Source organism: Bacillus sp. EKM420B (assembly GCF_011065565.1).
GTDB lineage: Bacteria > Bacillota > Bacilli > Bacillales > Bacillaceae > Bacillus > Bacillus velezensis.
Genome location: NZ_JAAMNX010000009.1, coordinates 15,693 through 36,072, shown reverse-complemented (window position 1 = coordinate 36,072; position 20,380 = coordinate 15,693). Strand labels below are relative to the sequence as shown.

At 46.0% G+C, this 20,380-nt stretch carries 20 protein-coding genes and 2 tRNA genes; all 22 read left to right on the top strand.

The genetic code is table 11. The annotated features are described in order from the left end of the window. The first annotated feature begins 26 nt into the window (after positions 1-26). The 22 genes from purR (at position 27) to G9F48_RS18795 (ending at position 20,336) form a co-directional block, all read left to right on the top strand. Complete coding sequence (gene purR / locus G9F48_RS18900) at positions 27-884, top strand: pur operon repressor (RefSeq protein ID WP_004264666.1); 858 nt, start codon at positions 27-29, stop codon at positions 882-884. Further along, the gene (gene ridA, locus G9F48_RS18895; RefSeq protein ID WP_004264663.1) at positions 881-1,261 is read left to right on the top strand and encodes a 2-iminobutanoate/2-iminopropanoate deaminase; all 381 of its coding nucleotides are present in this window, start codon (positions 881-883) and stop codon (positions 1,259-1,261) included. The genes purR and ridA overlap by 4 nt, the downstream gene beginning before the upstream one ends. Positions 1,262-1,456: 195 nt before the next feature. Next, entirely contained in the window at positions 1,457-1,750 is a 294-nt protein-coding gene (gene spoVG / locus G9F48_RS18890) for a septation regulator SpoVG (protein ID WP_004264660.1), read from the top strand. A gap of 191 nt (positions 1,751-1,941) precedes the next feature. After that, positions 1,942-3,312 carry a bifunctional UDP-N-acetylglucosamine diphosphorylase/glucosamine-1-phosphate N-acetyltransferase GlmU gene (gene glmU / locus G9F48_RS18885; RefSeq protein WP_004264658.1) on the top strand — a complete coding sequence of 457 codons (1,371 nt, stop codon included), beginning with the start codon at positions 1,942-1,944 and terminating at the stop codon, positions 3,310-3,312. 21 nt (positions 3,313-3,333) lie between these two features. After that, the gene (locus G9F48_RS18880) at positions 3,334-4,287 is read left to right on the top strand and encodes a ribose-phosphate diphosphokinase (RefSeq protein WP_165409953.1); all 954 of its coding nucleotides are present in this window, start codon (positions 3,334-3,336) and stop codon (positions 4,285-4,287) included. An 84-nt stretch (positions 4,288-4,371) separates the two neighbouring features. Next, positions 4,372-4,980: a 50S ribosomal protein L25/general stress protein Ctc gene (locus tag G9F48_RS18875; protein WP_165409952.1), complete on the top strand. Its 609-nt coding sequence runs from the start codon at positions 4,372-4,374 to the stop codon at positions 4,978-4,980. An 84-nt stretch (positions 4,981-5,064) separates the two neighbouring features. Then, the gene (gene pth, locus G9F48_RS18870) at positions 5,065-5,631 is read left to right on the top strand and encodes an aminoacyl-tRNA hydrolase (RefSeq protein WP_004264652.1); all 567 of its coding nucleotides are present in this window, start codon (positions 5,065-5,067) and stop codon (positions 5,629-5,631) included. Between the two features lie 61 nt (positions 5,632-5,692). Then, on the top strand, positions 5,693-5,923 hold the full coding sequence (locus tag G9F48_RS18865; protein WP_004264650.1) for an anti-sigma-F factor Fin family protein: 231 nt from the start codon (positions 5,693-5,695) through the stop codon (positions 5,921-5,923). A 69-nt stretch (positions 5,924-5,992) separates the two neighbouring features. After that, positions 5,993-9,526, top strand: coding sequence for a transcription-repair coupling factor (gene mfd / locus G9F48_RS18860; RefSeq protein WP_165409951.1), 3,534 nt, complete (start codon positions 5,993-5,995; stop codon positions 9,524-9,526). A 136-nt stretch (positions 9,527-9,662) separates the two neighbouring features. Continuing rightward, on the top strand, positions 9,663-10,199 hold the full coding sequence (spoVT, locus tag G9F48_RS18855; protein ID WP_004264646.1) for a stage V sporulation protein T: 537 nt from the start codon (positions 9,663-9,665) through the stop codon (positions 10,197-10,199). 168 nt (positions 10,200-10,367) lie between these two features. Continuing rightward, positions 10,368-11,948, top strand: a complete 1,581-nt coding sequence (locus G9F48_RS18850; protein ID WP_165409950.1) for a putative polysaccharide biosynthesis protein — start codon at positions 10,368-10,370, stop codon at positions 11,946-11,948. Next, complete coding sequence (gene mazG / locus G9F48_RS18845; RefSeq protein WP_165409949.1) at positions 11,938-13,413, top strand: nucleoside triphosphate pyrophosphohydrolase; 1,476 nt, start codon at positions 11,938-11,940, stop codon at positions 13,411-13,413. The genes G9F48_RS18850 and mazG overlap by 11 nt, the downstream gene beginning before the upstream one ends. A 1-nt stretch (position 13,414) precedes the next feature. Then, positions 13,415-13,675, top strand: coding sequence for an RNA-binding S4 domain-containing protein (locus G9F48_RS18840; protein ID WP_004264639.1), 261 nt, complete (start codon positions 13,415-13,417; stop codon positions 13,673-13,675). A 78-nt stretch (positions 13,676-13,753) separates the two neighbouring features. Further along, positions 13,754-14,056: a sporulation protein YabP gene (gene yabP / locus G9F48_RS18835; RefSeq protein ID WP_004264638.1), complete on the top strand. Its 303-nt coding sequence runs from the start codon at positions 13,754-13,756 to the stop codon at positions 14,054-14,056. Continuing rightward, a complete protein-coding gene (gene yabQ, locus G9F48_RS18830; RefSeq protein WP_004264635.1) occupies positions 14,053-14,688 on the top strand; it encodes a spore cortex biosynthesis protein YabQ in 636 nt (211 codons plus the stop codon). The genes yabP and yabQ overlap by 4 nt, the downstream gene beginning before the upstream one ends. Before the next feature lie 17 nt (positions 14,689-14,705). After that, positions 14,706-15,083 (top strand): cell division protein DivIC, encoded by a 378-nt coding sequence (divIC, locus tag G9F48_RS18825; RefSeq protein WP_004264632.1) that lies wholly within the window; start codon positions 14,706-14,708, stop codon positions 15,081-15,083. Positions 15,084-15,163: 80 nt separating this feature from the next. Then, positions 15,164-15,550, top strand: a complete 387-nt coding sequence (locus tag G9F48_RS18820; RefSeq protein ID WP_004264630.1) for a S1 domain-containing RNA-binding protein — start codon at positions 15,164-15,166, stop codon at positions 15,548-15,550. Positions 15,551-15,707: 157 nt separating this feature from the next. Then, positions 15,708-15,784 (top strand) — tRNA-Met (locus G9F48_RS18815). Positions 15,785-15,793: 9 nt separating this feature from the next. After that, positions 15,794-15,865, top strand: a tRNA-Glu gene (locus G9F48_RS18810). A 209-nt stretch (positions 15,866-16,074) separates the two neighbouring features. Further along, positions 16,075-18,564, top strand: a complete 2,490-nt coding sequence (spoIIE, locus tag G9F48_RS18805) for a stage II sporulation protein E (protein WP_004264625.1) — start codon at positions 16,075-16,077, stop codon at positions 18,562-18,564. A gap of 67 nt (positions 18,565-18,631) precedes the next feature. Next, positions 18,632-19,369 carry a VWA domain-containing protein gene (locus tag G9F48_RS18800; RefSeq protein WP_004264624.1) on the top strand — a complete coding sequence of 246 codons (738 nt, stop codon included), beginning with the start codon at positions 18,632-18,634 and terminating at the stop codon, positions 19,367-19,369. Continuing rightward, complete coding sequence (locus G9F48_RS18795; RefSeq protein ID WP_165409948.1) at positions 19,335-20,336, top strand: protein kinase domain-containing protein; 1,002 nt, start codon at positions 19,335-19,337, stop codon at positions 20,334-20,336. The genes G9F48_RS18800 and G9F48_RS18795 overlap by 35 nt, the downstream gene beginning before the upstream one ends. Positions 20,337-20,380 lie beyond the last annotated feature (44 nt).

The following is a 20,380-nucleotide window of genomic DNA, read 5'->3' as shown; positions in this document are numbered from 1 at the left end:
ATTATTCGGATTTTGGGGGTAAGTTCATGAAGTTTCGTCGCAGCGGCAGATTGGTGGACTTAACAAATTATTTGTTAACCCATCCGCATGAATTAATACCGTTAACGTTTTTCTCAGAACGGTATCAATCAGCAAAGTCATCAATCAGTGAAGATTTAACGATTATTAAACAGACCTTTGAACAGCAAGGCATTGGGACGCTGCTTACAGTGCCGGGAGCTGCCGGAGGCGTCAAATACATTCCGAAAGTGAAACAGGCTGAAGCAGAAGCGTTTATACAGGAGCTGGGACAGTCTTTAGTAAATCCTGAGCGTATCCTTCCGGGCGGTTATGTATATTTAACGGATATCTTAGGAAAACCATCTGTCCTCTCTCATGTAGGCAGGCTTTTTGCTTCCGTTTTTGCGGAGCGGGAGATTGATGTGGTGATGACCGTTGCGACAAAAGGAATCCCTCTTGCTTACGCAGCGGCCAGTTATCTGAACGTTCCGGTTGTCATCGTGCGAAAGGACAATAAAGTGACTGAAGGCTCCACGGTGAGCATCAATTATGTATCAGGATCGTCTAACCGCATTCAAACAATGTCGCTTGCGAAAAGAAGTTTGGCTACGGGTTCGAACGTTTTGATTATTGACGACTTTATGAAAGCCGGCGGCACCATTAACGGCATGATCAGCCTGCTTGATGAGTTTAATGCAAACGTCGCGGGAATAGGCGTCTTGGTTGAAGCCGAGGGAGTGAATGAACGGCTTGTCGATGAATACATGTCACTGCTCACGCTTTCAACCATCAACATGAAAGACAAAACGATTGAGATTCAAAACGGCAATTTTCTGCGATTTTTTAAAGAACAGCATTTAAAGAATGGGGAGACAGAAAAATGACAAAAGCAATCCATACGAAACACGCGCCGGCAGCGATCGGGCCATATTCACAGGGAATCATCGTAAACAACATGTTTTACAGCTCAGGCCAGATTCCTCTTACTGCTGAAGGAGAAATGGTAAACGGTGATATCACAGAACAAACGCATCAGGTGTTCAGCAATTTAAAAGCTGTGCTGAAAGAAGCGGGCGCTTCTCTCGAGACGGTTGTCAAAGCCACGGTATTTATTGCTGATATGGAGCAGTTTGCGGAAGTGAATGAAGTGTACGGACAATACTTTGATGTACATAAGCCGGCAAGGTCTTGTGTGGAAGTGGCGAGACTGCCGAAAGACGCTCTCGTGGAAATTGAAGTCATTGCGCTGGTGAAATCTTAAATCTCAGAAAAGTGGTTCCGGTCTCCGGGATCACTTTTTTTATGCAGTATATGATCCCCAAATATGGTTTATCACCTAATTGTGTATGTATATCCTATATTTTCAAAAAAACTTTTTGAAACGTGCAGGAATTTAAAAAGAATCGTGGAATTGTTAGACTAATGCTTTTATATAGGGAAAAGGTGGTGAACTACTGTGGAAGTTACTGACGTAAGATTACGCCGCGTGAATACCGATGGTCGCATGAGAGCGATTGCATCCATCACGCTGGATCACGAATTTGTCGTACATGATATTCGTGTGATTGATGGAAACAATGGTCTTTTCGTTGCGATGCCGAGTAAACGCACCCCTGATGGAGAATTCCGCGATATTGCTCATCCTATTAATTCCAGCACGCGGGGAAAGATCCAGGATGCTGTTTTAAATGAGTATCATCGTTTGGGTGATTCTGAAGCATTAGAATATGAAGAAGCCGGGGCTTCTTAAACATAACAAAATGTAAGGACTGCTGATAAAGGCTGACACAAGGCCTTTTCCGGCAGTCCTTTTTTAAATCTGATTTTTCAGTAATAAAGCGATTACATAGAAAATTCTTGCACTTTTTGATGTCTTCTTGAAATCAACAGCTATTTAGGATATATTTTTCTATGGATAAAAGGGATATTGGAGGCCATTAAATGGATAAGCGGTTTGCAGTGATTTTAGCTGCCGGAAAAGGAACGAGAATGAAATCGAAGCTTTATAAGGTCCTTCATCCGGTATGCGGAAAGCCTATGGTAGAGCACGTCGCAGACGAAGCTCTGAAATTATCTTTAGCGAAGCTTGTCACCATCGTAGGACACGGCGCCGAAGATGTGAAGAAGCAGCTCGGACAGAAAAGCGATTACGCTCTCCAAGCAGAACAGCTCGGTACGGCTCATGCGGTCAAGCAGGCAAAACCATTTCTTCACGGAGAAAAGGGTGTCACGATCGTTATTTGCGGCGATACACCGCTTCTGACGGCGGAGACGATGGAAGCCATGCTGAATGAACATACAGACAAAGGTGCAAAAGCCACGGTGTTAACGGCCGTTGCCGACGATCCCGCCGGATACGGAAGAATCATCCGCAGTGAAGACGGCGCCGTTCAAAAAATCGTGGAGCACAAGGATGCTTCGGAGCAAGAACGTCTTGTGAAAGAAATCAACACGGGAACGTACTGTTTTGATAACGAGGCTCTTTTTCGTGTCATCGAACAGGTTTCGAATGAAAATGCCCAAGGCGAGTATTATCTGCCGGATGTGATCGAAATCCTCAAAGACGAAGGCGAAACTGTTGCCGCTTACCAGACTGGTAACTTCCAAGAGACGCTCGGAGTGAATGATAGAGTCGCTCTTTCTCAGGCTGAAATGTATATGAAAGAGCGAATTAACAAACGGCATATGCAGAACGGTGTCACTTTAATCGATCCGATGAATACGTACATCTCACCTGACGCGCGTATCGGACAAGATACAGTTATTTATCCCGGAACTGTGTTAAAGGGACAAGCTGAAATCGGCGATGAATGTGTCATCGGCCCTCACACTGAGATAGAGGACAGTTCAATCGGCAGCCGCACTGTGATTAAACAATCCGTTGTCAACCGCAGCAAAGTTGGGAATGATGTAAATATCGGTCCTTTTGCTCACATCAGACCCGATTCCGCAATCGGCAATGAAGTGAAGATCGGAAACTTTGTTGAAATCAAGAAAACACAATTCGGCGACCGAAGCAAAGCATCTCATTTAAGCTATATCGGTGATGCCGAAGTGGGCACGGATGTGAATCTGGGCTGCGGCTCCATCACGGTCAATTATGATGGGAAGAAAAAATATTTAACCAAGATTGAAGACGGCGCTTTTATAGGCTGCAACTCCAATCTGGTCGCTCCTGTCACAGTGGGAGAAGGCGCGTACGTCGCTGCGGGTTCAACCGTAACTGAAGATGTGCCGGGCGAAGCGCTTGCCATTGCCAGAGCAAGACAAGTAAATAAAGAAGATTATGTGAAAAATATTCATAAAAAATAATCCTAAAATCGGAGGTTTACCATGTCTAACGAATACGGAGATAAGAATTTAAAGATTTTTTCTTTGAATTCAAATCCAGAACTTGCAAAAGAAATCGCGGATAATGTAGGGGTTCAATTAGGAAAGTGCTCTGTTACAAGATTCAGTGACGGAGAGGTCCAGATCAACATAGAAGAAAGTATTCGCGGCTGTGATTGCTATATCATTCAGTCTACAAGTGCGCCGGTTAATGAGCACATTATGGAATTGCTGATTATGGTTGACGCTTTAAAGCGCGCTTCCGCGAAAACAATCAACATTGTGATTCCGTACTACGGTTATGCGCGCCAGGACAGAAAAGCAAGATCACGTGAACCGATTACGGCAAAACTTTTTGCAAACCTGCTTGAAACAGCGGGTGCGACACGCGTGATCGCGCTTGATTTACACGCGCCGCAAATTCAAGGTTTCTTTGATATTCCGATTGACCACTTAATGGGTGTTCCGATTTTAGGCCATTACTTTGAAGGTAAAGACTTGAAAGATATCGTTATTGTTTCTCCTGACCACGGCGGTGTGACGCGCGCCCGCAAACTTGCGGACCGTCTGAAAGCGCCGATCGCGATTATCGACAAACGCCGTCCTAGACCGAATGAGGTAGAAGTGATGAACATCGTCGGTAACGTGGAAGGAAAAACAGCGATTCTGATCGATGATATTATTGATACGGCCGGCACAATCACACTTGCCGCTAACGCGCTGGTTGAAAACGGAGCTGCAGAAGTGTATGCATGCTGTACGCACCCTGTATTGTCAGGGCCTGCCGTTGAGCGGATCAATAACTCTAAAATCAAGGAGCTTGTCGTAACGAACAGCATTAAGCTTCCTGATGAGAAAAAAATCGACTGCTTTAAGCAGCTTTCTGTCGGACCGCTTCTGGCTGAAGCGATTATCCGCGTTCACGAGAAACAATCTGTCAGCTATTTATTCAGCTAAACCGAAACTTTAAGGTTTAAATCCCAGTTATTGTGGGTATTGTTCTAATAGGACGATAAAACGATAATTAGGATGGTGCTGAATATGGCAACTTTAAAAGCAAATGAAAGAACAGATTTTAAACGTTCGACGCTTCGGAAAATCCGTCATTCAGGACATGTTCCAGGGATTATATACGGTAAAGAAATAACGAATACGCCTGTCTCTTTAGACAGTGTCGAATTGCTTAAAACATTGCGGGACGAAGGAAAAAACACGATTATCACAATTGATGTCAACGGAAATCAGCAATCGGTTATGGTGACCGATCTTCAGACAGACCCGCTCAAAAACGAATTGACGCACGCCGATTTTCAAGTCGTGAATATGAGTGAGGAGCTGGAGGCCGAGGTGCCGATTCAGCTGACGGGAGAGGCGCAAGGAGTCAAAGACGGAGGCGTCATCCAGCAGCCGCTGCATGAACTTTCGATTAAGGCTAAGCCGAAGGACATCCCTCAGACAATCAATGTTGATATTTCCGGGCTTGAAATGAATGATGTGCTGACCATCGCAGATCTGACTGCTGACGGCAATTATACATTTACAAACGACCCGGAAGAAGTCGTGGCTTCCATCCTTCCTCCTAAGCAGGAAGCATTCGAAGAAGATGCAGAACCGTCTCCTGAGGAAGAGCCCGAAGGAGAAAATCAATAAGCGCTTTAAGACGTAACCCGCCCGAGGTTACGTCTTTTGTGCTAGAATGAGAAGAATTACAGCGATGTTGAGGGAGGATTTACGATGCTTGTGATTGCCGGTCTCGGTAACCCGGGAAAAACCTATGAGAACACGAGACATAATGTCGGCTTTATGGCCATTGACGAGCTTTCTAAAGAATGGAATATTGAACTGAATAAAACGAAATTCAACGGACTTTACGGAATGGGGTTTGTTTCCGGAAAAAAAGTTCTACTTGTTAAACCGCTTACATATATGAATTTATCAGGGGAATGTTTGCGGCCGCTGCTGGATTATTATGATGCCGATCATGAAGATCTGAAAGTCATATACGATGACCTTGATCTTCCGACGGGAAAAATCAGGCTCCGGACGAAGGGGAGCGCAGGCGGACATAACGGGATTAAATCGCTTATACAGCACCTCGGAACCCCTGAATTTGACCGGGTCAGAATCGGAATCGGCCGCCCCGTTAACGGGATGAAAGTCGTTGACTATGTACTGGGAGCTTTTACGAAGGAAGAAGCGCCGCATATCAACGATGCCGTCTCAAAAACCGTAAAAGCCTGCGAAGCTTCCTTAACGAAACCATTTTTAGAAGTCATGAACGAATTTAATGCAAATGTATAAGATAAATAATGGGAGACCATACTAGGGAAAAATGATTTTTTCACATCAGGAGGTCCAACGTATGGCTTTGCATTATTTCTGCCGCCACTGCGGCTTTAAGGTAGGGAGCCTGGAATATTCGACGGTGCCGACACAGTCACTTGGATTTCAGCACTTAACAAATGAGGAAAGAAACGATATGATTTCATATAAAGACAATGGAGATGTCCATGTTCTTACAATTTGTGAAGACTGCCAAGAGGCGCTGGAACGCAATCCGCACTACCATGAACACAACACATTTATTCAATAAGAAGCTTTGGTGTAGATTCTAGACCAAAGCGTTTTTCTGTTCTTGCAGAAAATAGAGAGGAGGGCCCATATGGACAACATTCAAACCTTTATTAAAGAAAGCGATGATTTTAAATCCATTGTCAACGGTTTACATGAGGGGCTGAAGGAACAGCTGCTTGCGGGTCTGTCAGGTTCCGCGCGTTCTGTTTTTACCTCCGCCCTTGCACAAGAAACGAAAAGGCCGATTTTCTTTATCACCCATAATTTATATCAGGCCCAAAAAGTGACGGAAGATCTGACGGCGCTTCTCGGGGATCAATCTGTTTTTTTATACCCCGTGAATGAATTGATTTCTTCAGAAATTGCGGTAGCCAGTCCTGAACTGCGCGCTCAGCGGCTTGATGTCATTAATAGATTAACAAACGGAGAAGCGCCGGTCGTTGTGGCGCCCGTTGCGGCAGTGAGAAGAATGCTTCCGCCGAAGGAGCTGTGGAAAAGCAGCCAGCTCGTCATTTCACTCGGAGACGATATAGAACCGGATCAGCTGTCCGCGCGCCTTGTAGAGGTGGGGTATGAGCGTTCCGATATGGTTTCTGCACCCGGTGAATTCAGTATTCGCGGCGGAATTATCGACATTTATCCGCTGACGTCGGAGCATCCGGTGCGAATTGAACTGTTTGATACGGAGGTCGATTCCATCAGAAGCTTCAATTCTGATGACCAGAGATCAATCGAGACGCTCAAACATGTGGCGATCGGACCGGCGAAGGAATTGATCATCAGGGCGGAGGAAAAAGCCCGTGCGATGGAAAGGCTCGATAAAGGGCTTGCCGACAGTCTGAAAAAGCTGAAGCAGGACAAACAAAAGGAAATGCTTCATATCAATATCTCACATGATAAAGAACGGTTATCAACGGGACAGACTGATCAGGAACTTGTGAAGTATCTCTCGTACTTTTACGAAAAGCCTGCTAGTTTGCTAGATTATACACCGGCAGACACGTTGTTACTGTTAGACGAGGTCAGCCGCATTCATGAAATGGAGGATCAGCTGCAAAAAGAAGAGGCCGAATTTACGACAAGTCTGCTCGAGGAAGGGAAAATTCTGCACGACATTCATTTATCCTTCAGCTTTCAGGAGCTTATGAGCGAAAAGCGGCGCCCGGCTATTTATTATTCATTATTTTTGCGTCATGTCCAGCATACAAGCCCTCAGAATATCGTGAATGTGACAAGCCGGCAGATGCAGAGTTTTCACGGGCAGATGAATGTGCTCGCAGGTGAAATGGAGCGCTTTAAGAAATCAAACTTCACCGTCGTCTTTTTAGGCGCAAATAAGGACAGAACCGACAGATTGGCATCCGTGCTGGCTGATTACGAAATTGAAGCCGCAAAAACGGACAGCTCCAAAGCGCTTGTGCAAGGACAGGTCTATGTCATGGAAGGCGAGCTGCAATCCGGTTTTGAACTGCCGCTGATGAAGCTGGCCGTCATTACGGAGGAAGAGCTGTTCAAAAACCGGATCAAGAAAAAGCCGAGAAAGCAGAAGCTGACAAATGCCGAACGGATCAAAAGCTATTCCGAGCTTCAGGTCGGTGACTATGTCGTCCACGTCAACCACGGGATCGGTAAGTATTTGGGGATCGAAACACTAGAAATCAAAGGCATTCATAAAGATTACCTCAACATTCATTATCAGGGCAGCGATAAGCTGTACGTCCCTGTAGAACAAATCGATCAGGTGCAGAAGTACGTCGGCTCTGAAGGAAAAGAACCGAAGCTTTATAAACTGGGCGGCAGTGAATGGAAACGGGTGAAGAAAAAAGTTGAAAACTCCGTTCAGGATATTGCCGATGATCTGATTAAGCTTTATGCGGAACGGGAAGCAAGCAAAGGCTATGCGTTCTCGCCCGATCATGAAATGCAGCGGCAGTTCGAATCTGCTTTCCCTTATCAGGAAACAGAGGACCAGCTCCGTTCCATTCAGGAGATTAAAAAGGATATGGAAAGAGAGCGCCCGATGGACCGTTTGCTTTGCGGTGATGTGGGATACGGGAAGACGGAGGTAGCCATCCGAGCGGCCTTTAAAGCGATCGCAGACGGAAAGCAGGTCGCGCTTCTTGTGCCGACGACAATACTCGCGCAGCAGCATTATGAAACCATTACGGAGCGTTTTCAGGACTATCCGATTAACATCGGTCTTCTCAGCCGATTCAGAACGAGAAAAGAGTCCAATGAAACGATTAAAGGCCTGAAAAACGGAACGGTAGATATCGTGATCGGAACCCACAGGCTCTTATCTAAAGATGTCGTCTATAAAGATCTCGGCTTGCTCATCATCGACGAAGAGCAGCGCTTCGGCGTTACGCATAAGGAAAAAATCAAACAGATCAAAGCCAATGTCGATGTGCTGACTCTGACGGCGACGCCGATTCCGCGTACGCTTCATATGTCCATGCTCGGTGTGCGGGATTTATCCGTTATTGAAACGCCGCCGGAAAACCGTTTCCCTGTTCAGACATATGTCGTGGAATACAACGGCGCGCTTGTACGAGAAGCTATCGAAAGAGAACTGGCGCGCGGAGGACAGGTATATTTCTTGTACAACCGCGTGGATGACATCGAGCGGAAGGCTGATGAAATTTCCATGCTTGTTCCCGATGCGAAAGTGGCATATGCCCACGGAAAAATGACTGAAAATGAATTGGAAAGCGTCATGCTCAATTTTCTGGAAGGGGAATCAGACGTCCTTGTCAGCACGACTATTATTGAGACAGGCGTAGATATACCAAATGTCAATACCTTGATTGTGTTCGACGGAGACAAAATGGGGCTGTCTCAGCTGTATCAGCTGAGAGGACGGGTCGGCCGTTCCAACCGCGTCGCTTACGCGTATTTTACGTACCGCAGAGACAAAGTGCTTACTGAGGTGGCGGAAAAACGGCTGCAGGCGATTAAAGAATTTACCGAGCTGGGATCAGGCTTTAAAATTGCCATGCGTGACTTGACGATCAGGGGAGCGGGGAACCTTCTCGGCGCCCAGCAGCACGGCTTTATCGACTCAGTCGGTTTTGACCTGTACTCGCAAATGCTCAAGGAAGCGATTGAAGAGCGGAAAGGCGATATTCCAAAAAGCGAACAGTTTGAGACAGAAATCGATATCGAGCTTGACGCGTATATTCCCGAAAACTATATACAAGACGGCAAGCAAAAAATCGACATGTATAAACGCTTCAGGTCAATCACCACAATTGAGGAGAAAAATGAGCTCCAAGATGAAATCATCGACAGGTTCGGCAGCTACCCTAAAGAAGTTGAATGGCTGTTTACGGTTGCTGAGATGAAGGTATACGGAAAATATGAACGCGTCGAACTCATCAAGCAGGATAAAGACGCGATCAGATTTACCATTTCTGAAGAGGCCAGCGCACAGATTGACGGCCAGAAATTATTCGAACTCGGCAATAAATACGGCCGGCAGATCGGACTGGGAATGGAAGGGAAAAAGCTGAAAATCTCAGTACAGACGAAAGGCCGCAAAACGGAAGAGTGGCTGGAGACCGTTCTCGGCATGCTGAAAGGCCTTCAGAATGTGAAGAAAGAAACAATCGCATCTTCATAAAAATTGTTACTCTCTGGTGTATATTACATTTGATGTGACGGATACTAATTTCAAGCGAGTGGCGGAAGCTACATAAAGTAAAGAGCTTTAGTACTTTCCCTTAAATATCATCACATGAAAGAGAGGCACCAGAGAGATGAAAGCTACAGGTATCGTACGTCGTATTGATGATCTAGGACGGGTCGTCATTCCTAAAGAAATTCGGAGAACACTGCGGATCAGGGAAGGAGACCCGCTTGAAATATTCGTTGACCGCGACGGAGAAGTTATACTGAAAAAATATTCTCCTATCAGTGAGCTTGGCGATTTTGCGAAAGAATATGCAGATGCATTGTATGACAGTCTCGGCCATTCCGTCTTGATTTGCGACCGTGACGCGTATATTGCCGTTTCAGGCAGTTCGAAAAAAGAATTTCTGAACAAAGCCATCAGCGATTTGCTCGAAAAAACGATGGATCAGCGCAGCTCTGTGGTAGAAAACGACGTGAAGTCCGCGCAGCTTGTGAATGACATTGATGAAGATATGAGCTCCTATACAATCGCTCCGATCGTGGCAAATGGCGATCCTATCGGCGCCGTGGTCATCTTTTCCAAGGAACAGGCACTTGGAGAAGTAGAACATAAAGCGGTAGAAACGGCAGCCAGTTTTTTGGCGAGACAAATGGAGCAGTAGGTCTTATTACCATTATTGAAATAAGAAAACGGAGAAAGAGCAGCTCTTATACAAGTGCTGTTCTTTTTCATATTCATATGTGCTCTCTATCGGTTCGGCTGTTAGGATTGTGATATAATAAGCTCGTTTTATAGACGTAATTTTCTAGCGGCTGGAAGGAGCTTTTGGATGAACGATTCAGTTGGCGCCAAGCGGCAATCGGCATGGAAAGGTGCTTTTGTGCTCGTCGTTGCGGGCATCGTGACGAAGATATTAAGCGCCGTGTACAGGGTTCCTTTTCAGAATATTGTCGGTGACGTCGGATTTTACATTTATCAGCAGGTGTATCCGTTTTTAGGGATCGCGGTCATGCTGTCAACATCCGGTTTTCCGGTGATCATCTCAAAATTAATGAACGATTATAGCGATCATAAACAAAAAATAATGAAAATTTCCGCCCTTTATGTCACGGCGGCCGGACTTGTTCTGTTTGCGCTCATGTATGCCGGCGCGGCGCCGTTGGCCGGTTTTATGGGTGACGCCCGCCTTGTGATGCTGATAAGGGTCGCGGCGTTCGCTTTCATACTGTTTCCGTTTACGGCGGTTATCCGGGGGTATTTCCAAGGCGTGCATGATATGATGCCGTCAGCCTTATCCCAGATTACGGAACAGCTTCTTCGGGTGGCGGTGCTTCTCGGTTTATCCTTATGGCTTTTGAAAAGCGGCCGTTCATTATACGCGGCGGGTGCGGGGGCGGCCTCGGGATCAATAGCCGGGAGCTTTGCGGCCCTTTGTGTATTGGCTGTTTTCTGGTATAAGCGGGAAGAAACAAAGAAAGATGGCGGACATATCGAAACGGCCGTCATTGTAAAAAAGCTGCTGCTTTATTCAGTCACCATCTGTATCAGCAGTGTACTCATGCTTTTGATTCAGCTTGTAGACGCCTTAAACTTATATTCGCTGCTTTCAGACGGGACGGAGAGCCATGCTGCGAAACAGCTGAAAGGCATATATGACCGCGGACAGCCGCTCCTTCAGCTGGGAACCGTGTTTGCCGTCAGTATCGCCGCATCTCTTGTTCCTTCCATTTCAAAAGCGGTGCATGGGAACAAGCCGTTTATCATAAAAGAGAAAGCGACATCAGCCGTCAAGCTCTGCCTTGCGGTAGGGATCGGCGCATCGGCCGGGCTTTTTTGCATTTTAGAACCGGTGAATATCATGCTTTTCCAAAACAGTGAGGGGACGCAGACCTTACAAATATTCAGCTTATCTATCTTTTTTGCCTCAATTGCGCTTACGGCAGCCGCGATTCTGCAAGGAGCGGGACATACCGTTTTCCCCGCTGTATCTGTTTTGGCGGGAGGGGCGCTGAAATGGGTGCTGAATGTTTGGCTGGTCCCCGGCTGGGGTATTACAGGAGCGGCACTGGCGACCGTCTTGGCATTTGCCGCAGTTGCGTGCTTGAATCTCCGGAAAATTTGGTCGAAGGGCTGGCTGACGAATATCGGCGGCGTGATTGTCCGTCTGTGCTGGTGCAGTCTGCTGATGGTCTTCTTTTTGCTCGTATATATGAAGCTTTGGCAGTTATTTGTTCCTGTCAGCAGGGCCGGAGCTGTATGTGAGAGTCTGTCTGCGTCAGTCATCGGAGGGCTATTGTTTATTTATTGTATGATAAGAATGAAAATTTTCACGGACGAAGAGCTGAGCGGCCTTCCTTTCGGCAGTGCTTTAAGCAAATTGAAAAAGAGGAGAGAAAAACATGGCAGGTAATATTACGGTCGTCGGCCTCGGCGCCGGAGACATGGATCAGTTGACAGTGGGCGTACATAAGCTGCTGACTCAGGCGAAGCATTTATATATAAGAACGAAAGACCACCCTTTGATTTCGGAATTAGAGCAAGAGACGGAAGCGGACATCCGGTATTTTGATGATATTTATGAAAAACATGATCAGTTTGAAGCGGTCTATGAAGAGATCACGGACATTCTGTTTGAAAAAGCGAAGCAAGAAGATGTCGTCTACGCTGTACCCGGGCATCCGTTTGTCGCTGAGAAAACCGTTCAGCTGTTATTCGAACGCCGGGAAGAACAACAGATAGCTGTTCATACTGCCGGAGGGCAAAGCTTTCTGGATGCCACTTTTAATGCATTGCGAATTGATCCGATTGAAGGGTTTCAATTTACGGATGCGCAAACAATGACGCCGGATGAAATCGAACTCCGCCATCACCTGATCATCTGCCAGGTTTATGACCAAATGACGGCCTCTGAGGTGAAGCTGACGCTCATGGAGAAATTGCCTGACGACTATGAAGTGGTCATCGTTACGGCAGCCGGAAGCAAGGGAGAAAAGATGACCAAGGTGCCTTTGTTTGAACTTGACCGCAATGTAGAAATAAATAACTTAACAAGCGTGTATGTTCCGCCGATTAAAAAAGAAGAACTCCTTTACCAGGAATTTTCTGCATTCCGAAGTATTATTCGCGAGCTTCGCGGGCCGAACGGCTGTCCGTGGGATCAAAAGCAGACACACCAGTCATTAAAGAAATATATGATTGAGGAATGCTACGAACTGCTTGAGGCCATTGACGAAGAGGACACGGATCACATGATAGAAGAACTCGGGGACGTCATGCTTCAGGTTATGCTGCACGCCCAGATCGGAGAAGACGAGGGGTATTTCTCAATTGATGATGTCATCAGAGACATCAGTGCAAAGATGGTCAGACGGCACCCGCACGTGTTTAAGGATGTTAAGGTTCAGGATGAACATGATGTCGTCGCCAACTGGGAAGAAATCAAAAAGGCGGAAAAGCAAACAACATCCTCTTCATTGCTGGATGCCGTACCGAAAACCCTGCCTTCTCTTGCGAAAGCCGCCAAGCTTCAGAAAAAAGCCGCCAAAACCGGCTTTGACTGGGATGACGTTCAGGATATATGGGATAAAGTAAATGAAGAGCTGAAGGAATTTTCTGCAGAGGCTTCCGCCGAATCAGCAGATGAAATCAGCTTAAAAGCTGAATTCGGCGATGTTTTATTTGCATTGGTCAATATCGGCCGATACTATAAAATTGAGCCTGAGGAAGCGCTCGCCATGACAAATGACAAATTCCGCAGACGCTTTGCTTATATTGAGAAAGAAGCGGCAGCAAAGGGGCTTGAATTGACCGCAATGTCACTTGAGGAAATGGACAAATTGTGGGATGAAGCAAAAGAAATGGAGAGGAGATCCTGATATGAGACTTGATAAGTTTTTAAAAGTATCCAGATTAATTAAACGCCGCACATTGGCGAAAGAGGTCGCCGATCAAGGGAGAATCACCGTTAACGGGAATCAGGCGAAAGCCAGCTCAGACGTAAAAGCCGGTGATGAACTGAAGGTCCGCTTCGGGCAGAAGCTTGTCACCGTGAAGGTAAATGAATTGAAAGAAACAACGAAAAAAGAAGAAGCCGCGGGCATGTATACAATCGTCAAAGAAGAAAAACTCGGCGAATAGGCTTGTTCTAAACAAGGCTCCCGCCTCATACAATGCAGTAATAATGCTAAAAGTATCGAGGATATGGGGGCTGAATAGATGAATTCATATTATGAGCAAAAAGGTTCTTCTTCTGTTCCGGAACAGCATGATGTAACGATGAAAGGGAGAAAGCATTTAGACATTTCGGGCGTCAAGCATGTGGAAAGTTTTGATAACGAAGAGTTTTTGCTGGAAACGGTTATGGGAATGCTTTCCGTCAGAGGCGAGAACCTGCAGATGAAAAACCTTGATGTGGAAAAAGGGATTGTATCTATAAAAGGCAGGGTGTTTGACCTTGTATATTTAGACGAGCAGCAAGGGGATAAAGCTAAAGGGTTTTTTAGCAAGTTGTTTAAATGACGCTGACGACCCAATTTTATACGATGCTGGCAATGACCGGTATGGGCGCCTGGCTCGGAGCGTCGCTTGATACATACAGGCTGTTTGTCAGCCGCGCCAAAACGGCCAGATGGCTGTTATTCATTCATGACATTCTCTTTTGGATTGTACAAGGTCTGCTGTTTTTCTATGTGCTGCTCAACGTGAATGAAGGAGAACTCAGGGTATACATTTTCTTGGCTGTCTTACTGGGTATTGCGACGTACCAAAGCCTGTTTAAACGAATGTATATAAAAATACTGAAATTTGCCATTCATCTTGCGGTGTCTCTTTACCAATTCGCAAAAAAGCTCATTCAGCACGTGCTGTTCCGTCCGGTGCTTCTGCTCTTTAAGCTGCTCATCGGGCTGATCACGGTTATTTCTTTATACTCCTATCGGGTGAGTGCCTTTTTTGCGAAGTGTCTTTTTAAGATCGTAGCGTTTTTGCTGTATCCGCTGTTTTTCCTGTTAAAACAATTATTGAAACTTCTTCCTGAAAAGTGGCGTCTTACTTTCAAACGATATTTTCAAAAAAGTGCAGGATTTTTACAAAAGAGCAAGAAACTAATCATAACAATCAGATCGACCATGATACGTATTTTGAAAAGGTGAAAGGAGGACCGTCTGGTTTGAATCTATCTAGGGAACGTACAATAACTGAAATTCAAAACGACTATAAAGAGCAGGTTGAACGGCAATCCCAGCTTATGAAAAGAAGACGGAAAGGGCTTTTCAGACGGTTGATCGTATTCGGCGCCCTTGTGTTGTTGACGGCTATTGTCTTAGCGGGTTCTCTGTGGTCACAGACCTCTTCCCTTAGCGCAAACGAAGAAAAAAAGGCTCAGCTGGAAAAACAAGTAAAAGAATTGAATGCGAAACAGGCTGATTTAAAAGATGAAATTTCCAAATTAAAGGATGAGGATTACGTCACAGAGCTTGCCAGAAGAGACTTGTTTATGTCAGGAAATGGTGAGATTCTCTTTAATGTAGAAAAGAAGAGCAAGTAGCCTTGTTGACACTTAAATTTTTATTTAGGTATAATTAAACAAACGATCTTTTTATAAGCCTAAGGAGGAGCACTTTTTTTATGTCGATTGAAGTTGGCAGCAAGTTGCAAGGGAAAATAACAGGTATTACAAATTTCGGAGCATTTGTTGAATTGCCTGGAGGCTCAACCGGTCTCGTTCATATCAGTGAGGTAGCCGATAATTATGTAAAAGACATTAACGAGCATTTAAAAGTCGGCGATCAAGTTGAAGTGAAAGTCATCAACGTTGAAAAAGACGGGAAAATTGGTTTATCAATTAAAAAAGCTAAAGACCGTCCGCAAGCCAGACCTAGAAATGATTTCCGTCCGAAAGAATCTTTTGAACAGAAAATGAACAAGTTTCTTAAAGATAGCGAAGACCGCTTATCATCTTTAAAACGAAACACGGAATCAAAACGTGGAGGGCGCGGAGCAAGAAGAGGATAACTTGCTGCTTTCTATAAATACATGGAGCATCCGTCTATCCCAGCGGGTGCTTTTTTTGTATGCGTCTTTATAGTCAGAAAATTAAAACTTTGAAGTTTCTGTTGACGGAATGAAGAAACCTTTGTATTATATAACTTGTGCTTATAAGCACCTATATGGCGGTGTAGCTCAGCTGGCTAGAGCGTACGGTTCATACCCGTGAGGTCGGGGGTTCGATCCCCTCCGCCGCTACCATATATATCTGGCCCGTTGGTCAAGCGGTTAAGACACCGCCCTTTCACGGCGGTAACACGGGTTCGAATCCCGTACGGGTCATCAAGCGAATCGGCTTCTGTTGCAGAAGCCGATTTTTTCATATTTAGACAACTTTTTGAGAAATGTCGGAGGAAATACGAAAGGAAAGGGGAACAAGGGAGAAAGCGTCGAAGAGTTCTTTGGAATTGTTACCTTCTTTTGACAAAATCCTATCTGGGCTTTCATTTATAATGACAAGCAACGAATAAAACAGGTGGGGGATGAGAGCAATGGAAAAAGCGGAAAGAAGAGTGAACGGGCCGATGGCGGGACAAGCTCTGGAAAAACTGCAATCGTTTTTTGAAAAGGCGGCAAAGCTTACAGTCCATCAAGCGCATTCACTTTTTTTCTATAAGGGTTTCATTTATGTCGTGATCGGTTTTTTACTTGGACGGGCTTTCATATTATCTGAGGTTCTTCCGTTTGCACTGCCGTTTTTCGGAGCGATGCTTTTGATCAGAAGAGATAAAGCCTTCTATGCTTGTCTGTCTTTGCTTGCGGGCGCTTTAACCATTTCGCCGAAACACTCTTTATTGATTCTCACAGCTTTGGCCGTCTTCACTCTATTTTCAAAAATCGGTACATATATCGTGCAGGACCGGGTGAAGATGCTGCCGATCGTGGTGTTTTTCTCAATGGCTGCCGCGAGAATCGGATTTGTTTATTTTGAAAGCGGCGCTTTTACAACCTATGATTATGTGATGGCTGTTGTCGAGGCGGGCCTGGCCTTTATTTTGACGCTGATCTTTTTACAAAGCCTGCCGATTTTCACGATTAAAAAAGTGAAGCAATCGTTAAAAATAGAAGAAATCATCTGTTTTATGATCTTGATCGCATCTGTTTTAACCGGGCTTGCCGGTGTTTCATTTCAGGGAATGCAGGCTGAGCATATCCTGGCCCGCTATGTCGTGCTGAGTTTTTCCTTTGTCGGCGGGGCAAGCATCGGCTGTACGGTCGGTGTTGTGACCGGACTGATCCTCGGGCTTGCGAATATCGGGAATCTCTATCAAATGAGTCTGCTTGCGTTTTCCGGGCTTCTTGGCGGGCTGCTGAAAGAAGGAAAGAAAGCCGGCGCCGCAGTCGGATTGGTGATCGGCTCACTGCTGATTTCATTATATGGAGAAGGGTCTGCCGGATTAATGACCACTCTTTATGAATCTTTGATTGCCGTTGTTTTGTTTTTGATTACGCCCCAATCGATTACGAAAAAGGTGGCGCGATACATACCGGGCACTGCTGAGCACAGTCAGGAACAGCAGCAGTACGCGAGGAAAATCAGAGATGTCACCGCCCAGAAAGTAGACCAGTTCTCCAATGTGTTTCATGCCTTGTCGGAGAGCTTCGCCACCTTTCATCAGACGTCTTCCGATGAGCAGGCGGAAGAAGGGGAAGTGGATCTCTTTTTAAGCAAAATCACCGAGCATTCCTGCCAATCCTGCTATAAGAAAAGCAAATGCTGGGTTCAAAACTTTGATAAAACATATGACTTAATGAAACAAGTTATGCATGAAACAGAGGAAAAACAGTATGCCTCAAACCGCAGATTAAAAAAAGAGTTTCAACAGCACTGTTCCAAATCCAGACAGGTGGAAGAGCTGATTGAGGACGAACTTGCCCACCATCACGCCCATCTGACACTGAAGAGAAAAGTTCAGGACAGCAGGAGGCTTGTTGCCGAGCAGCTGTTGGGGGTTTCTGAGGTCATGGCGGACTTTTCTCGGGAAATAAAACGGGAGAGGGAGCAGCATTTTATTCAGGAAGAACAAATGATAGAGGCGCTTCAGCATTTCGGAATCGAGATTCAGCATGTCGAGATATACAGCTTGGAGCAGGGCAATATTGATATCGAAATGACAATCCCGTTCAGCGGAGGACACGGCGAGAGTGAGAAAATTATCGCCCCGATGCTGTCTGACATTCTTGAGGAGCAGATACTTGTCAAAAGCGAACAGCACTCGGCTCATCCGAATGGCTACAGCCATGTTGCGTTCGGTTCGACCAAATCGTACCGGGTATCGACAGGCGCGGCTCATGCGGCAAAAGGCGGCGGCCTTGTCTCCGGCGACAGCTACAGCATGATGGAACTGGGGGCGAGAAAGTATGCGGCCGCGATCAGTGACGGCATGGGCAATGGGGCGAGGGCCCATTATGAGAGCAATGAAACGATTAAGCTGCTCGAAAAAATTCTCGAATCAGGTATTGATGAAAAAATAGCGATCAAAACGATCAACAGTATTCTGTCTTTACGGACGACAGATGAAATCTACTCAACTCTCGATCTTTCTATCATTGATCTTCAGGATGCAAGCTGTAAATTCTTGAAGGTCGGTTCAACGCCGAGTTTTATCAAGCGGGGAGATCAAGTCATGAAAGTGCAGGCCAGCAATCTGCCGATCGGTATCATCAATGAATTTGATGTGGAGGTTGTAAGTGAACAGTTAAAAGCGGGAGATCTGCTCGTCATGATGAGTGACGGTATTTTTGAAGGACCGAAGCACGTTGAAAACCATGACCTGTGGATGAAACGGAAAATGAAAGGGCTGAAAACCGAAGATCCGCAGGAAATCGCTGATATATTAATGGAAGAGGTCATCAGAACGCGTTCCGGCCAAATCGAAGACGATATGACGGTGGTTGTTGTCCGGATTGATCACAACACGCCGAAATGGGCTTCCATACCGGTGCCGGCGGTATTCCAAAATAAAAAGGAGATTTCTTAATCGTTTCGTATAAATCACTTTCCTTCTGGCGAAGATGGGACTAATCGTATCACCGGGAGGAATGTATGTGAATAAGGGACATTTAAATCAAGTTCTGCTGATTACAGATGGCTGCTCCAATCATGGTGAAGACCCGATTGCAATGGCGGCTTTCGCCAAGGAGCAGGGGATTACGGTGAATGTTATAGGAATTATGGAAGAAAACGCGATTGACCAAGAGGCAATGAAGGAAGTTGAAGGCATCGCCATGGCCGGAGGCGGCGTCCATCAAGTTGTGTACGCGTCACAATTGTCTCAGACGGTTCAAATGGTAACGAAAAAAGCAATGACCCAGACGCTGCAAGGTGTCGTCAATCAAGAGCTTAAACAAATCTTAGGGAAAAACGTTGAAATGGAAGAGCTTTCTCCTGAAAAACGAGGCGAAGTGATGGAAGTGGTTGATGAACTCGGAGAAACAGTTCATCTGCAGGTGCTTGTGCTGGTTGATACGAGTGCGAGTATGGCGCCGAAACTGCCGACGGTGAAAGAAGCGCTGATCGATCTTTCCATCAGTTTAAATTCCCGGGCCGGACAAAATGAATTTGCCATGTGTATATTTCCCGGGAAAAGCCAGGAAGTTGAGCTTGTGCTGAATTGGACGCCGAAGCTTGAATCCCTTTCTGCACTCTTTGCGAAGCTGTCGACCGGCGGTATCACCCCTACGGGCCCCGCTATCCGGGAAGCGACGCAGCAGTTTGAGAGAATCCGCTCAAGAAGGAGCATGTTGGCAGATGATGAACGACGCTTTAACGAGTTTGGCATGTAGTCTGGCACCGGGGACGGCAATTCAGGGCAAATGGAACGGCAAATCCTACAGATTGCTCAAACAGCTTGGAAAAGGGGCTAACGGTATTGTATATCTGGCAGAAGCATCAGGCGGACAGGTCGCTTTGAAAATAAGCAGCGACAGCATGTCTGTTACCTCTGAAGTGAATGTCTTAAAATCCTTTTCAAAGGCCCGGTCGCAAACGATGGGGCCTTCTTTTTTTGATGCGGACGATGCGTTTATTCCGCAGCTGAATAAAAATGTCTCTTTTTACGTGATGGAGTACATAGAAGGGCCGCTTCTTCCGCAATATATCAGCAGTAAGGGAGCGGAGTGGATTCCGGTGCTGATGGTGCAGCTTCTTTCCAGCCTGTCAGTCCTTCATCAGCAGGGATGGGTGTTTGGCGACCTCAAACCGGAAAATCTTATTGTAACCGGACCGCCGGCTGCCATCCGCTGCATTGATGTAGGGGGAACGACAAAACAAGGCCGCGCGATTAAAGAGTATACGGAGTTTTACGACAGGGGCTATTGGGGGTATGGAACAAGAAAAGCAGAACCATCCTATGACCTGTTTGCTGTCGCAATGATCATGATCCACTGTGTCCAGAAGAAAGAGTGCAAAAAGTCAGGACAGCCGAAAGAACAGCTTCGTTCTATCATTGAAGGCCACCCGTTTCTGAATAAGTATAAGAAGGTTCTGTTTTCTGCTTTAAACGGCCAATATCCGTCTGCGGAAGCCATGAAGCATGACATCCTGACGGCGGGGCAGAGCGCCGGGAGTAAAAGGAAAGCCGCCGCCAAGCCTAAGCCGCCGCAATCAAAACCGCGGCAGGGCGCTGTATCTCAAACGCGATATAAACCTAAACAAAAACCCGCAAAGCACAATGGTTTGTTTGAAACAACACTTATTTTAATCAGCGTTCTCGCCCTTTATTTCGCTTACATCGTCTTTTTTCTCATTTAATGCCGGCCGGACGCCTGCGCTCATGCTTCTTCTTTGCTTGGAGG